Origin of the sequence: Streptomyces sp. NPDC127119 (assembly GCF_042677425.1) — a bacterium.
Classification (GTDB): Bacteria; Actinomycetota; Actinomycetes; order Streptomycetales; family Streptomycetaceae; genus Streptomyces.
Genome location: NZ_JBHXTO010000020.1, coordinates 15,601 through 31,327 on the forward strand (window position 1 = coordinate 15,601; position 15,727 = coordinate 31,327).

General features: G+C 71.6%; 10 protein-coding genes. All 10 read left to right on the forward strand.

All coding sequences use genetic code 11. The features are described 5' to 3' along the window. The first annotated feature begins 117 nt into the window (after window positions 1-117). Window positions 118-1,482 (forward strand): SUMF1/EgtB/PvdO family nonheme iron enzyme, encoded by a 1,365-nt coding sequence (locus ACFVH5_RS12250; RefSeq protein WP_385833460.1) that lies wholly within the window; start codon window positions 118-120, stop codon window positions 1,480-1,482. Then, window positions 1,475-2,209 carry a class II aldolase/adducin family protein gene (locus ACFVH5_RS12255; protein WP_385833461.1) on the forward strand — a complete coding sequence of 245 codons (735 nt, stop codon included), beginning with the start codon at window positions 1,475-1,477 and terminating at the stop codon, window positions 2,207-2,209. The genes ACFVH5_RS12250 and ACFVH5_RS12255 overlap by 8 nt, the downstream gene beginning before the upstream one ends. Further along, on the forward strand, window positions 2,206-3,282 hold the full coding sequence (locus tag ACFVH5_RS12260; RefSeq protein ID WP_385833462.1) for an LLM class flavin-dependent oxidoreductase: 1,077 nt from the start codon (window positions 2,206-2,208) through the stop codon (window positions 3,280-3,282). The genes ACFVH5_RS12255 and ACFVH5_RS12260 overlap by 4 nt, the downstream gene beginning before the upstream one ends. Further along, window positions 3,279-6,677 carry an AMP-binding protein gene (locus ACFVH5_RS12265; RefSeq protein ID WP_385833464.1) on the forward strand — a complete coding sequence of 1,133 codons (3,399 nt, stop codon included), beginning with the start codon at window positions 3,279-3,281 and terminating at the stop codon, window positions 6,675-6,677. Before ACFVH5_RS12260 ends, ACFVH5_RS12265 begins: the two co-directional genes overlap by 4 nt. A gap of 10 nt (window positions 6,678-6,687) precedes the next feature. Continuing rightward, complete coding sequence (locus ACFVH5_RS12270) at window positions 6,688-7,935, forward strand: PLP-dependent aminotransferase family protein (protein WP_385833465.1); 1,248 nt, start codon at window positions 6,688-6,690, stop codon at window positions 7,933-7,935. After that, window positions 7,932-8,435 (forward strand): pyridoxamine 5'-phosphate oxidase family protein, encoded by a 504-nt coding sequence (locus ACFVH5_RS12275; protein ID WP_385833466.1) that lies wholly within the window; start codon window positions 7,932-7,934, stop codon window positions 8,433-8,435. The genes ACFVH5_RS12270 and ACFVH5_RS12275 overlap by 4 nt, the downstream gene beginning before the upstream one ends. 2 nt (window positions 8,436-8,437) lie before the next feature. Continuing rightward, window positions 8,438-9,691: an MFS transporter gene (locus tag ACFVH5_RS12280; RefSeq protein ID WP_385833467.1), complete on the forward strand. Its 1,254-nt coding sequence runs from the start codon at window positions 8,438-8,440 to the stop codon at window positions 9,689-9,691. A 65-nt stretch (window positions 9,692-9,756) separates the two neighbouring features. Next, window positions 9,757-10,494, forward strand: coding sequence for a class I SAM-dependent methyltransferase (locus ACFVH5_RS12285; protein WP_385833468.1), 738 nt, complete (start codon window positions 9,757-9,759; stop codon window positions 10,492-10,494). A 14-nt stretch (window positions 10,495-10,508) separates the two neighbouring features. Then, window positions 10,509-15,488, forward strand: a complete 4,980-nt coding sequence (locus tag ACFVH5_RS12290) for an amino acid adenylation domain-containing protein (protein ID WP_385833469.1) — start codon at window positions 10,509-10,511, stop codon at window positions 15,486-15,488. Then, window positions 15,485-15,697: an MbtH family protein gene (locus ACFVH5_RS12295; RefSeq protein ID WP_385833470.1), complete on the forward strand. Its 213-nt coding sequence runs from the start codon at window positions 15,485-15,487 to the stop codon at window positions 15,695-15,697. Before ACFVH5_RS12290 ends, ACFVH5_RS12295 begins: the two co-directional genes overlap by 4 nt. The last annotated feature ends 30 nt before the right edge of the window (window positions 15,698-15,727 follow it).

Genomic DNA, 15,727 nt, shown 5'->3' on the forward strand with positions numbered 1-15,727 from the left:
AGCGGGCGAGGCCGCGACCAAGTGGTGAGTACCGCATGAAGAGCCCGCGGTACCGGGTGGCGGGCACGCAGCCACCCGGTACTGCCGCAGGGGAGAGACGAGAGAGGGGAAACGCGCGTGTTCGAGGATCTGACGGGCGAGACGGACCTCAACGGCCTTGAGGACAGTGACTACGCGGCCCGTCTGCGCGAGCTGGAGAAGGCGCTCGGCCAACAGCCCGCCTCCGAGGAACTCCTGCACGGCCTGGTCCGCTGGACCACCGATCACAGCGACTGGAACGTCCGCAGGATCGCCGTGGAGACCCTCGCCGAGCGGTTCCCCGACTCCGCGCCGTCCCGCGAGGCGATCTGTTCCGCCACCCATGACGACGTCGACTGGGTCGCGTTCACCGCCATCAAGGCGGCAGGCCGTCACCGGCTGCCCGAAGCCGTGGAACACATGATCCGCATCTCCGGGTGGCCCAGCAATTTCACGCGCCCCGGATACGCCCGTAAACCTGTCGGCTGCGGCGCGGCCTTCACCAAAAGGGCGCTGCTGGACTTCTTCGAATCGAAGGACCCCGGCGAGCTGCGCGCCCTTGAGGACGCACACTTCGCGGACAAACACGCGAGCGTCGCCGCGGCCGTTCGCGAACGGGATCTGCGCGACGCCGTGCTCGTGCCTTCCGGCCCCTTCGTCGCCGGCGCGAACGCCACCGAGGTCGGCCCCTTCCAGATGGACAGCACCGACAATCCACTGCGCGCCGTGGAACTTCCGCCATTCTGGATCGACCGTACGGCAGTGACCAACGCCCGTTACAGCGAGTTCCTGTCCGATACGCGCGGTACAAAAGAGTTCGCGCACCCCGACCAGCCCGAGAACAAGGATCACACACCCGCTCACCGGCGTGATCCTCGTTTCAATGATCCGTCCTTTCCCGTGGTGGGTATCGACTGGTACGACGCCTGGTCGTTCGCCAAATGGGCGGGGGGCCGACTGCCGTCCGAGGACGAATGGGAGAAGGCCGCCCGCGGCACCGACGGCCGCCGCTATCCCTGGGGCGACGAATGGGATCCCAAGAGGGCCCAGTTCGTCTCCTCGGCGTATGAATGCGACACTCCGCCGGACCTGGAGGCCCTGGAAGACCTCCTGGTCCGAACGACCCTGGACCGGCCGAGTCATCCGGTCGTCGCCGCCGACGCGCTGCCCGCGGGAGCGGGCCCCTACGGCACGCTCAACATGGCGGGCAACGTCTGGGAGATGACCCGGACGAACTTCTTCACGCGGTCGGACATGGCCCCCTTCTTCAAGGGCCGCAGGAGCAGCGAGTTCATGAACCGCCCAGAAGCATTCCATGTGCTGCGCGGGGGGACCTGGACCTCGCCGCCCGTCTGCCTGACCACGTTCTACCGCGGCAAGGACCTGTTGACCGATCGGCACAACGAAGTCGGATTCCGGTGCGCGTACGACGCGACCGAGGAGGAGGCGCGGCGTCATGGATGAGCATCTGGCGGACGAGGTGGCCGTACGGACCGAGGATCTCAAACAGGAACTCGTCGAGGCGATCCACCTCTTCGCCGCGCTCGGGTACAGCGAGGGCATCGCCGGCCACATCAGCGTCACCGACCCCGGCAGGCCGGGGCACTACTGGGTCAATCCTTTCGGGCTGGACTTCGACAGGGTCCGGCCGAAGGATCTGCTGCTGATCGATCCGGACGGCAGGGTCGGCTCGGGACGCGGCGCCCTCAACCCTTCCGTCGATCCACTCCATGGCGAACTGCACCGCGCCCGCCCGGACTTGACGGCTTTCGCCCACACCCACTCCCTGTACGGCAAGGCGTGGTCGGCTCTGGGACGGGTGCTCGACCCGATCACCCAGGACGCCTGCGCCCTGTACGGCCGGCATCACGTGTACGAGCAGTTCGACGGCCTGGTCAACGACCGCCAGGAAGGCAAGGCCGTGGCCGCCACGCTGGGTTCGGGCACCGCCGTGATCCTGCAGAATCACGGCTTCCTCACCGGCGGGCGCTCCGTCGCGGAGGCCGCCTGGCTGTTCGTGGTGATGGAGCGGGCAGCGAAGGTGCAGCTGCTCGCGGAGGCCACGGGAAAGCCGGTGGTGATACCGCACCACGTCGCCGAGCCGACCGCGGCGACGCTGGCCGGGCTGGAGTACGCCGAGCTGCAGTACCGCAATCTGTTCGAGTCGGCGGCCGGGGGGCACCGGCCATGAAGGTGGGCTTGACCTTCCTGCCCACGGTAGGCCCGTCGGAGGAACCCGCGCACAACTACTACAGGTCGTGTCTGCAGTTGTGCGAGACGGCGGACGCGCTGGGCTTCAGCCATGTCAGGGCCGTGGAGCACTACTTCCACGAGTGGGGTGGCTACAGCCCGGACCCCGTGCTGTTCCTCGGTGCGGTCGCCGCGAGGACGCGCCGGGTGCGGCTCGTCACGGGGGCCGTGGTGCCCGCCTTCCAGCATCCGGTCAAGCTGGCTGCCTCGCTGTCGATGCTGGACAACCTCTCCGGCGGACGTCTGGACGCGGGTTTCGGCCGGGCCTTCCTGCCCTCGGAGTTCGAGGCGTTCGGGGTACCGATGGCGGAGAGCCGCGCGCGGATGCAGGAGGGCGTGGCCGCGGTGGAACGGCTGTGGCGGGAGGAGTCCTTCCGTTGGGACGGCACGTTCCACCGGTTCGGGCCGCTGCCGCGGTTGCTGCCGGTGCCTGTGCAGCAGCCGGGCCCGCCCGTCTTCGTGGCCGCGACGGTGTCCGAGGAGTCCTTCCGCTGGGCGGGCGAGCGCGGATACCACTTGATGATCATTCCGGTTGTGGCGCGTCACGAACGGCTCGTCGAGCTCCTGGGGATCCACCGGGCCGCCTGGCAGCGGGCGGGCCATCCCGGGACGGCCCGCCTGCACGTCAGCTACCAGTGTTATGTCGCCCCGGACGCGGCGGAGGCCAGGCAGCGTGCGGAGGAGCACTTCGAGCACTACAGGAGCAAGCAACTCGCCGCGTACTCCGCCTGGCGGGGCGTCACCTCGGACCAGTACCCCGGTTACGAACAGATGGAGGCCTCGGCCCGTGACACCCGCTTCGCCGATCTGCTGGCGGCGGGCACCGCGATAGCGGGAGACGTGGACGAGGTGACGGAGGCCCTGCGGCACGTGGCGAAGCTCTATCCGGACGCCGAGGCCAGTCTCCACATCCGCTACGGCGACATCGGGCACGACGAGGCGCTGCGTTCGGTGACCCTGCTGGGCACCGAAGTCCTGCCGCGTCTGCTGGCGGCGGAGCTGAGCGCGTCGTGACCGGTCCGTCCCGCGTCGAGGAGCTGGTCGGTCGGATGAGTGCCCGGCATCCGCACCGGACGGCACTGTCCGGGCCCGACGGCGACCTGGACTTCGCCGGCCTGGAGCGGCGGGCCTCGGCTCTCGCCGGCCGGCTGCGCCCCGACGGCGCGGTCGGCCACCGGGTCGCGGTGCGGATGCCCCGCTCGGTGGAGCAGGTGGTGACTGTCCTGGCCTGTTGGAAGGCCGGCGCCGTCTGTGTGCCCGTCGACCCCGCGCTGCCCCGGCTGCGGGCCGAGCACATGATGGAGGCGGCCCGCTGCGACCTCCTGATCGGTCCCGATGAGCGGATCGAGACACTCGGGGGCCGACGGACCGGCGCCGACCGGGGGCTCGCGTACGTCTTCTTCACCTCCGGCTCCACCGGTGAGCCGAAGGCCGTCGGCTCACCGCACTCGGGAATCGTCAACGAAGCCCGGTGGACGGCGGAAGCCTTCCGACTGACCGAGCACGACCGGGGCAGCTGGCTCTCGTCGCCCGGCTTCGCGCTGACACGCTGGGAGCTGTGGTCGTCCCTGGCGGCCGGGGCCTGTGTCCGGGTGGCACCGGAGGGCACCGAATGGAGCGCGGAGACGACCCGGGACTGGCTGCTGGAACAGGGCGTCAGCTGGAGCGTCGTCGTGACCTCCCTGGGCGAGCGGCTGTTCGGCGTGCGGTGGCCCGCCGGCGGCGCCCTTCGTCTGCTGGTCACCGGCGGCGAGCAGCTTCGTACCTGGCCCCGTGGGCTCCCTTTCGACGTCGTCAACTCCTACGGCGTCACCGAGACGACAGGCGTCCGTTCGGTGTCCCGGCTGCCCCGTACCCCTCCCCCGTCGGGCCTGCCGTCGTGCGGCACGGCGATCGCGCGGACCCGACTGCATGTGCTGGACGACCGTTTCGCCCCGGTCGCGCCTGGCGACGAGGGGGAGCTGTACGTGGGCGGGTCCGGTCTCGCGCACGGCTACCTCGGCAGGCCGGGGCTCACGGCCGAGCGTTTCCTGCCCGATCCGTTCGCCGGTGACGGCGGGCGCATGTACCGCACCGGTGATCTCGTCCGCCTCGACCCGGAGGGCAATCTGGTCCCGCTGGGTCGGCGGGACCAGGAGCTGAAGATCGACGGGGTTCGCGTCGACGTGAGCGAGGTCGAGGCGGTCGTGCTGACCCACCCCGCGGTCGCCGCCACCGCCGTCTCGGTGTGGCGGGACGCCTCGGCGCGCGCCCGGCTGGTCTGCCACGTGGTGGTGCGCGCGGGCGCCGGGGTGTTCCCCCACGAACTCCGCTCCCACCTGGCGGAGCGGCTGCCCAGGGCCATGGTGCCGACCGTCTTCCTCCGGGCGGAGGAGCTGCCGATGCTGTCCAGCGGAAAGCTGGACCGGGCGCGGCTGCCCGTGCCGACACCTGGAAACCGTATGCCGGAGAGCACTGCCCGGTCGCTGGACGCGACGGAGCTGGAAGTGGCCCGGGCCTTCGCGACGGTGCTCGGTCAGGACAGCCCGGTGGCGGGGCACGACGACTTCCTGGCACTGGGCGGCGATTCCCAGGGGCTGTCCAGGGTCCGGGCCCTGCTGATCCGGCGCCTCGGCGTCGCCCTGCCCATGGAGCTGCTGTTCGAGAAGCGCACACCGATCGCGATAGCTGCCACGCTGCGGGACGGCGAGCACGGCGACAGGCGGGACGACGGCCTCGACACCGTGCGCGAGGACGACGACGGCAGCCCCGGGGCGCGGCCCGCCGTGCCCGGTTCTCCGCTGCGTCTGCCGATGACGCGTACGCAGGAACGGATGTGGTTCCTCGAACAGCTCGACCCCACCGGAGCCCCCTACGTGGAGGTGCTGACGCTGCGGCTGAGCGGGCCCGTCGAAGTGCCCCGGCTGCAGACCGCCTTGCGGGATCTCGTCGCCCGGACTCCCGCCCTGCGCACGGTCTTCCGCGTCGAGGACACCGGCCCCGTACAAGTCGTACTTCCCGACGCGGGCGTCGAACTCCAGAGGGCCGGCCCGACCGTCGCCACCGCCGAGGAACTCCTCGCGGACCTGGCGGCGAACGGGCTGCTGGCGCCCTTCGACCTCTCGCGGGCGCCGCTGATGCGCTGGCGGCTGTACGAGAGCCGGGACGCGCAGACGCCTTCGGTGCTGGCCATGGCCGTGCATCACATCGTGTGGGACGGGCGGTCCGCGGAAATCTTCCTCCACGATCTCGTCACGCTCTACGACGCGGCGGCGGAACCCTCAGTGCTCGCACCACCCGCGCCGGGACCGCCCTCCGTCGCAGTCGGGAGCCGCGCGTCCGCGATCGGTCCGTCGACACAGAAGTGGCTCGACGGTCTCGCGCAGGCACGGCCCCACGTCTGGACCGATCCGGTTCTCACGCCCGGCGGCGCGGACCGTCTCGGCGTCATCGAGCGCGATGTGCCCGACCGGCTCGTCGCCGGGATACGCGCTCTCGCCGGATCGCAGGGCGTCACCCCGTTCGTCATCGGTACGGCCTGCCTCACCGTGGCTCTGCAACCGCTGCACTCCAACGACGAACTGACGATCGCCGCCCCTGTCTCCGTCCGCACGGACGAGGACGCCGACCGGATGGGGTTCTTCGTCAACCTCCTGCCCCTGAGCATCCCGCTGCACGCGACGACGAGCGGACGCGCCCTGCTGGCGTCGGTGCGGCAGATCGCGCTGGATACCTGGCCGCACCGGTCGGTGCCCTTCCAGGACATCGTCGGACGTACGACCCGGGCCGCGCGGCGCTCGGCGGCGTATCCGCCGTACACCCAGGTCATGTTCCTGTACAACCGGCTCCCAGGCGAGGCGACCGCCGCAGACGGGGTGCGCTGGCTGATCGACCAGTTGCCGAGCCGGGCACCGAAGTGCGATCTGCTCGTGTACTGGAACGAGAGTCCCGCCGGGTGGGTCCAGCGCGTCGAGTACGACCGAGCGCGGCTGGCACCGGCCGCCGCGGCCCGGCTGTCCGAGGACGTGCTCGACGCCTTGCGGACGCTGGCCGAGGATCCGGACGCACCCTTGGTCACGCTGCCGGACCGCGTCCTCGGGCCGTCCCCCGCGACCTCGCGTCCGGCTGCCGGGCGCACCGACGCCGGGGAGCTCAGCGACAGCCCGCCGCGGACCGAGCCACTCTCCGAGTTGGAACGGCAGGTGGCGGAAGCGTGGGCCGGTGTGCTCGGGGTCGACTCCGTGGCCGCGGACGACAACTTCTTCGAACTGGGCGGGAGTTCGATGGCCGCCGCGCGCCTCGTCGTCGTGCTGCGCTCACAGCTCTCGGTACGCGTACCGGTCCGCCTCGTCTTCGACACCGACACTCTCGCCGCCTTCGTACTACGGCTGCGGCAGGACCACCTCGGCCAACCACCCGCCCAGGGATGAGGAGCAGCCCGTGTCCGAACACGCCACCCTGCGCCCCCGATCCACGACGACATCCGACACGCCGGCACCGGACCCCGCCGTGGCGGGACTCGCCGTACGCACGGACCGGCTGGCGGCCTCGGCCGTCGGTACGGTCCTGCGCCTGTCCGACGCACCCGGTATGACCGCACTGGCGGCCGGCAGCCCCGCCCCCGAGACCTTCCCCGCCGCCGAGGTCGCTCAGGCCGTGGGCAGGATCCTGTCCCGGCCCGACGCGCTGCAGTACGGGGACACCGAAGGGCTGTGGCCCCTGCGGGAGTGGATCGCCGACGACCTGAGCCGGCTGCTCGGCCGTCCGGTCGCACCGGCCGCGACCGTGCTCGCCCACGGTTCGCAGCAGGCGCTCGACCTGGTGTGCAAGGCCATCCTCGATCCCGGTGACGTGGTGGTCGTGGACCGGCCCAGCTATGTGGGCGCGCTTCAGGTGTTCCGGCTTTTCGAGGCCGACGTCGTGGCGGTGCCGCTGGCCGCCGACGAAGGCCTCACGGCCCTGGAGAGCGCCCTGCGTGAGGGGCTGCGTCCCAAAATGCTGTACGTCGTGCCGAACTTCGCCAATCCGACCGGGCTCAGCCTCTCCGCGGGGCAGCGCGAGCGGCTGGTCGTGCTGGCCTCCCGGTACGGCTTCCTGCTCGTCGAGGACGACCCGTACGCCGAACTCGCCTACGACCGGACCGGGCCCGCCCTGCCGTCGCTGGCCGCGCTGTCCCCCGAAGCGGTCCGTATCGGGAGCTTCTCGAAGACTCTCTTCCCCGCCGCACGGCTGGGCCATCTGACCGCGCCGCCGCCGCTGACCGTCGTACTGAACAAGATCAAGCAGGCTGCGGACCTGGGCAATTCCACCTTCCTCGAACGCATCGTGCACGAACTGGTCCGGCCGCCCGGTGCCCTGGCGGAGCGGCTGGCCGCGACCAAGGAGGTCTACCGCGGTCGGCGGGACATCCTGGTCGGCTCGCTGCGCGACGCGTTGGGCGGGCGGCTGCGCTTCGCCGTGCCGGACGGCGGCTTCTTCCTGTGGGCCCGGCTCACCGACGGCAGCAGTGCCACGGCGCTGTTGCCCGAGGCGCTCCGGGAGAACGTCTCGTTCGTCCCGGGCCGGACGTTCTTCGCGCAGGACCCGGACGACTCGACCCTGCGGCTGTCGTTCTCGTGTGCCGTTCCCGACCAGATGGCCACGGCCGGACCCCGGCTGGCCCGGGCGCTGGAACGGATTCCGCGATGAGGGTGCTCCGCCTCGGCGAGGGGCTCCAGTCGCTCGACGAGGCACCCTTCCACGTGCCGGAGTTCCTGGCGCGGCCGCTGGTGGCGCGACTGGCGACCGCCGGCCCGGTGATCCGCCCGGTGTGGTTCCTGTGGGAAGAGGAGGCGTTCTGGGTGCTGACCGGACCCTGGTCGCGCCTGGCACACCGACTGGCGGCCGACCCGTCGTTCGCTCTCGTCGTCGACACCTGCGACCTGGTGACCGGCACGGTCAGGCAGGTCATCGCGTACGGCACCGGGGAGGTGCTGCCGTTCGACACCGCGCGCGGGCGACGCAAACTCCGACGTTATCTGGGACCGGACGAGGCGTCGTGGGATCCGCGGTTCAGCATGGCAGGCGACCCGAACACTCGGGGGATCCGCTGGGCGCGGCTGACTCCGCGGAGCCTGGATGTCAAGGACCAGTCCTTCCGGCCGTCGCGGGGCCGGGAGATCCACGACGTGCGAACCGCCGAGGTGTGACGGTGACGGCGAAGCGGGCGACACAGGAGTCGCAGGAGACCTGGACGTACCGGCGTGTCCTGCGCAGTACGCGGCTGACGGCGTTCCTCGCCGGTGACCTGGTGTCGAACCTCGGCGACGGCATGCTGCTGACCGCGCTGCCGCTGCTGGCGCTGCGCGTGCACGGCGACACCTCACCGGCTGTGGCCGTCTCGCTCGTCGAGAGCGCTCCGTACGTGCTGGGCACCGCGTTCGCCTTCGCCGTCGGGCTCAGCAAGGTACGGATCCCGCCGCGAGCCCTGGTCGTCTGTGACTGTCTGCTGCGCGCGGCGCTGTTCACCGGCCTCGGTGTCCTGGCCCTGCTCGACCGGCTGACGCTCGTGCCACTCGTCCTCGCCCTGCTGTTCGGCTCGGTGCTGCGGATGACGGCACTGAGCAGCCGACGTCTGATCGCCACGGCCCAGGTGGAGCCGGCGGGGCGGCTTGCGGTGAACGCCCTGCTGGGCACGACGAGCAATCTCGCGCTGTATGCCGCCGGTCCCCTCCTGGGAGGCGTGCTGGCCGCGCTGACCGATCCGGGCTGGGCGCTCGTCTTCGACGGGGTCAGTTTCCTCGTTCTGCTGGGAACGGTGTGTCTGGCCGTACCGCCACGTGCCGGGACCGTCGAGGGGACGACGCTTCCGGCGTCCGGCTGGAGCATTCTGGGCCAGGTGCCCGTCGCGGCCCGGCTGTTCGTCGTGGTGTTCTGCTTCAACCTGTTCTACATGCCGGTGGAGGTGGCGCTGCCGCTGCTGGTGGACGGCCGGCTCGGCGGCGGAGGCACGGCTCTCGGCGCGATCTGGGGCGGCTTCGGTGTCGGCGCGCTGCTGGGCGCCCTGACGACCAACGCGCTGCGGGCCCTCCCGCAGCAGCGGCTGCTCGTCGGCATCATCGCGATCTGGGCCCTGGTGCCCGCACTGCTGGCGCTCGCGCCTTCGGTACCGGTCGCCGTGGGCGTCTTCTTCGTCGGGGGTTTCGTCTACGCCCCGTTCGTTCCGGTGGTCTACACGTTCGTGCAGTCCGTGCTGGAACCGGACCAGCAGCAGCCCGTGCTCACGCTGTGGGCGGCGGGCTCGGCGCTGGCCGGGCCTGTCGGGCTGCTGCTGGCCGGCCCTCTGGTCGTGTCGGCCGGGACCAGGGGCGCCCTGCTGGTCTCGACGCTGCTCACCCTCGCGCTGGTGCCGCTGGCCGGAGCCCGCCTGCGCGATCGGCCTGCCGTACCGGCACCGAAAAGCTGAAGCATGCCCCTTCCACCGGGGAGGGGGCCGGCGGGGAGCACCCGCCGAAGTGAGGGGAGAACACAGTGCGGGGTTGGAACGCGGCCACGTTCGGCGACACCATGCCGGACTACGACCTCCAGGACTGGGCTGTCGCGACGGACGAGGCGGAAGCCACCGAGTTCCTCGCCGCATACGCCAAGGACGGCTGTGCGCTCGAACTCGGCGTGGGGACAGGGCGGGTGGCCATCCCCCTGGCGCGCCAGGGCGTGCGCACCACGGGCATCGAGGGGTCGCAGGCCATGGCGGGGCAACTCGAACGCAAGCTGTCCGGGGACGAGGTGCGTGTCGTCGTCGGCGACTTCGCGGACGTGGCGGTGGAGGGGCCCTTCGACCTGGTCTACTGCGTCTTCAACACCTTCCTGCTGCTGCTCACGCAGGAGGAGCAGGTGCGGTGCTTCCGACGGGTCGCCGAAGTGCTCGCTCCCGGCGGGGTGTTCGTGCTGCAGCTGTCGGCGCCGCAGGCCTACCTTCTGACGGACCGTCAGTCGATGCACACGCTGAGCGTGGGCATGGACCGGATGGTCATGCTCGCGGCCACTCATGACCCGGTGCTCCAGCGGGTCGACCGTCAGCAGGTCGTGATGACCGAGGCGGGCAACCGTCTCTATCCGCTCGCCTACCGCTACGTCTGGCCCTCGGAGCTGGACCTGATGGGCGAACTGGCGGGCCTGCCGCTGTCCTGCCGCTGGGGCGGCTGGCAGAGCGAGCGGTTCACCGGCTCCGGATTCCACGTGTCCGTCTATCAGAAGCCCACCGGCTGACAGCGGGAGCTCCCATGGCGCACCTACCCCCTCCCCCCTCACTGGCCGAGTTCGCCCGGCGCCCGCGCCCGGACACGGCCCCGCTCTCCCACCAGCAGCGGCGCCTGTGGTTCGCCGGTGAGATCGGCGAGGGCGGCGCCTATCACTCGCCGTTCGTCTGGCGGCTGCACGGCGAGGTGGACGTGGCCGCGCTGGCCTGTGCCGTGGGCGACATCGTGGAGCGGCACGAGAGTCTGCGCACCGTCTTCCCGTCCATGGACGGTCTGCCGCGGCAGAAGGTGCTGCCGCCCGCGGCCGTGTTCTCCGCGTCCGACACGACGAGGGACCGGCTGACCGCGGAGGTCGGGGAGTTCGTCCGGATTCCCTTCGATCTGTCGGCCGATCTGCCCCTGCGGGTGCGGCTGTTCACCGTGACTCCGGCCGAGAGCGTACTGGCCCTGTCCTTCCACCACATCGCGGTGGACCGCTGGTCCCTGGGGCCGTTGCTGCGGGACCTGCGCCACGCCTACCGGGCCCGGTGCGACGGCAGAGGTCCCGGCTGGGCGGCCGTCCCGGTGCGCTACCGGGACTACGCCCTGTGGCAGCACGCCTCCCTGGGCGAGGAGTCGGACCCGGCGAGTACGGCCGCCCGCGAACTGGCCTTCTGGGGAAAGACTCTGCACGGTCTGCCGGACGAGCTCCCGCTGCCGGTGGACCGGCCGCGGTCGGGCCGGGCGCCCGCGCGGTGCGGGACGGTGCCCGTGGCGGTCGACGCGACGACGCACCGGCAGGCCGTGGCGCTGGCCCGGCAGTGCCGCACGAGTGTCTTCGCGGTCGCCCTCGCCGCGTGGGCGGGGACACTGAGCGGGCTGGGCGCCGGCCCGGACGTGCCGATCGGCACCCCGGTGACCGGCCGGAGCGACATCGCGCTCGACGAGGTCGTGGGCTTCTTCGTCAACACCCTGGTCCTGCGCGTGGACACCTCCGGGGATCCCACGTTCCGCGACCTGCTGGGGCGGGCGCGCGAGGTGTCCCTGGACGCCATGGACCATCAGGAGCTTCCGTTCGAGCGGTTGGTCGAAGCGCTGAACCCGCCGCGCGTGCTCGGCCGACATCCGCTGTTCCAGACCATGGTGACGCTCAACGACGGTATCGAGGGCGGCCTGGATCTGCCCGGGCTGCGGGACGAAGCCGAGCCGGTGGAACTGGAGGAGGCCAAGTTCGACCTGGCGCTGTACGTGCGGGAGCGCGGAACCGTGGGGGCCCCGGCCGGTATGGAGGGCACGCTGCAGTACTCCTGCGATCTCTTCGACCGGCCGACCGCACTCCTGCTGGCGGACTGCTTGCAGCGCCTCCTGACCCAGGCGGTCGCCGATCCCGGCCTTCGGCTGGGGCAGCTGGACCTCCCACGCGAAGCGCGCGAGCGGCCGGCTCAGCGGCGCGGTGCGGCGGAGCGGGCCGGTGCCTCCGCGGGAGGACTGCCCGGCCCGTCGGTTCCGTCGCCCGGTCCGGAAGGGGGGCAGGAGACTGCCCTGACCGAGGACGAGCAGGTCCTGGCCGACCTCTTCGCCACCGTCCTCGACACACCGTCGGTCGGCCGGGACGACGACTTCTTCGTCCTGGGCGGCCACTCCTTGCTGGCCACCCGGCTGATGTCCCGCGTCAACAAGGCCTTCGGCACCGGCCTCCCCCTCCGCGTGCTGTTCGAACACGCCACGGTCGGCGCTCTCGCCCCCGCCGTGCGGCGAGCCGCCCTCACCGCCGTCCCGCGCACCCTCACCGCCGGTCCGCGCACCGAGAACGTGCCGCTGTCCTTCGCACAGCAGCGCCTGTGGTTCCTCGATCAGCTCACGCCCGGCCGCCCCACGTACAACATCCCCAGTGCGGTGCGACTGCGCGGTCGGCTCGATGCGGCGGCGCTGCGCGGGGCGCTCAGCGCGCTGGTCGCCCGGCACGAGGTCCTGCGCACGGTCTTTCCCACCACCGGAGGGCGCCCCCGCCAGGAGGTCCGGGCGCCCGCGCCGGTGGACCTGCCCGTGACCGACCTGTCGACGGCAGCCGATCCGGTGCGCGCCGCCCAGGAGGCCGTGACCGCCGACGGCGCACGCCCGTTCAGCCTGCGGTCGGGACCGCTGATGCGGGCGTCGCTGTACCGGCTCGGACCGGACGATCACGTGCTGGGGCTGGTGGTGCACCACATCGTCTTCGACGCCTGGTCCGACAGCGTCCTGTGGCGCGAACTCAACACCCTGTACGAGGCGTTCACCACGGGTGGCCGACCAGACCTGAGGGAATTGCCGCTCCAGTACGCGGACTTCGCCGTCCAGCAGCGGCAGTGGCTGGAGAGCGGGCCCCTGCGGGAACAGACCGCGTACTGGCGCTCCCGGCTGGCTGACCTGCCGCCCTCCCTGGACCTGCCGACCGATCACGCCCGTCCCGCGCTCGCCGGACAGCACGGCGCCACGGTCACCTTCGAGGTACCGGCCGAGGTCGCGGACCGGTTGCGCGAACTGGGCCGCGCACACGACGCGACCCTGTTCATGACCCTGCTGGCCGCCGTGGGCGTGCTCCTGTCGCACACGGCCCAGAGCGACATCGTCCCGATCGGCACCCCGATCGCCGGGCGCACCAGCCCCGAACTCGAACACCTCATAGGGTTCTTCGTCAACACGCTGGTCCTGCGGGCCGACTGCTCGGGCAACCCCACCTTCACCGAGTTGCTGCGCCGCACCCGGGAGTGCGCGCTGGACGCGTACGCCCACCAGGACCTGCCCTACGCGCGGCTGGTGGAGGAGCTGGCGCCGCAGCGCGATCTCAGCCGCATCCCCCTCGCCCAGGTCATGTTCCAGCTGCTGAACACCCCCGTGGAGGAGGTGCGGCTGAAGGGGCTCGACGCGCAGAGGCTGCCCATCACCTCGGCCACCACCCGGTTCGACCTCGAATGCCACATGGTCGACCAGGACGGCCGGCTCACCGGGCATCTCGTCCACCGCACCGACCTGTTCGCACCCGAGCGCGTCGAAGCGATGGCCCGACGCTTCCAGCAACTGCTCGTCTCGATCACCCGGCGGCCCGATCAGCGCCTGGCGGACCTTCAACTGTCCCTGCCCGCCGAGCGGGAGCAGCTGCGCCGCTGGAACGGCACCGACGCCCCACTCCCCCGTACGACGCTGCCCGAGTTGTTCGAACGGCAGGCCGCGAGCACCCCCGACGCGGCCGCGGTCACCTTCCGCGACACCACACTGACGTACGCGCAGCTGAACGCGTCCGCCAACCGGCTCGCTCATCGGCTGCGCGAACGGGGCGCGGGGCCCGGCCGTCTCGTGGCGCTCGCCCTGCCCCGTTCCCTGGACACGGTCGTCGCCCTGCTCGCCGTGCTGAAGTCCGGCGGCGCCTGTCTGCCCCTCGATCCGGACTATCCGCCCGCGCGCCTCGCCCACATGCTCGCCGACGCCCGCCCGTCCCTGCTGCTCACCGTTCGTGCCCGGTGTGACGCGGTCCCGGCGGGCGACGCGGGCTCCCCCGCCGTCACCGTCGTACTGGACGATCCCGGCGAGTCCGCCCTGACCGCCCGTGCCCCGTCGGCCGATCCGGACCACTCCTCTCTCGCCCCGCAGGAACTGGCCTACGTCCTGTACACGTCGGGCTCGACGGGAACACCCAAGGGCGTCGCCGGCACCCACCTGGGGATGGTCAACCGGCTGCTGTGGTTCGGGCGCGCGTTCCCCGTCCGGCCCGGCGACCTCATGTGCGCGAAGTCGTCGATGAACTTCGTGGACGGCTCGACGGAGATCCTGTGCATGCTGGTGCACGGGGGCCAGGTCGTGCTGGCCGACGCCGAACAGGCAGGCGACGTCGAGCAGTTGGCCGGGCTTCTCGCCGCACACCGGGTGGGGCGGGTCATGATGGTGCCGAGCATGCTCGCCGCCCTGCTCGACGCCGGGCCGTCGGCCGAGAGCCTGTCCGCGTGCACGCTCTGGATCGCCGACGGCGAGGTCCTGTCGCCCGCGCTGGCCGAGCGGTTCGCGCGCACCCTGCCCGGCGCCCGGCTCGTCAACTTCTACGGGGCGACCGAGGTCAGCGGCGACAGTGTGTTCATGCCGGTGACCGGGCCGTACGAGCGTGCCGTGCCCATCGGCCGTCCCATGGACAACACCCGCGTCCATGTGCTGGACCGCCTGCTGCGTGAACTGCCGCCCGGCGCCGAGGGAGAGCTGTATCTGGCGGGCATCGGTGTGGCGCGGGGCTATCTGGGGCGTCCGGGATTCACCGCCGATCGCTTCGTCCCTGATCCGTTCGGGGCGCCCGGGGACCGGATGTACCGGACCGGGGACCGTGCCCGCTGGTCCACGCGAGGGGTGCTGGAGTTCGTCGGGCGCGGCGACCATCAGGTCAAGGTCCGTGGTGTGCGCATCGAGTGCGGGGAGGTCGAGGCCGCGCTGCTGGCGCACCCGGCGGTGCGGGGCGCGGTGGTGGTCGCGAGCGGGGAGGGGCCCGCCGCCCGGCTCGTCGCCTACGTCACCGCGCCGGCGGATACCCCGGTGCCCGGCCCGGCGGAGTTGCGCGGACATCTGCGGACCCTGCTGCCGGAACACTCGGTTCCGTCGGCGTACATGGCGCTGGACGCCCTGCCCGTGAACGCGAACGGGAAACTCGACCGGTCCGCGCTGCCGGAGCCCGACACCGCGCCCACCGCGCACGGCACCGGACAGGTCGCTCCGCGCGGCTTCGTCCAGGAGACGGTCGCCCGGATCTGGGCGGATGTCCTGGGGCTCGCCGCCGTGGGCGTGCGGGACGACTTCTTCCAGTTGGGCGGTCATTCACTGATGGCTCCCCGGGTGGTGGCCACGATGCGCGAGGCGCTGGGCGCGGAGGTTGCGCTGCGCCTGCTGTTCGAGGAGCCCACCGTCGCGGGGATCGCCGCCCGGATCGAGGAGACACGAGAGAACCGGCCGGTGGAAGGCGCCGACCTCAATGCTCGACGAAGCAACAGAAGGAGCAGTGGACCCACGTGAGCGAACGAGCCGACGACGACCCCTTCGACCGCTACGCCGTCGTGGTCAACGACGAGCAGCAGTACTCCCTGTGGCCCACCACGAAGAACCTGCCGGCGGGCTGGACGCCGACCGGCTTCGAGGGACACCGGCAGGAGTGCGTCGACCACATCGACGAGGTGTGGACGGACATGCGTCCGCGCAGTGTGCGCGAGAGCACCGGAGACTGACCGGCCGGAACCGCCGGCGCCCCCTTGTGG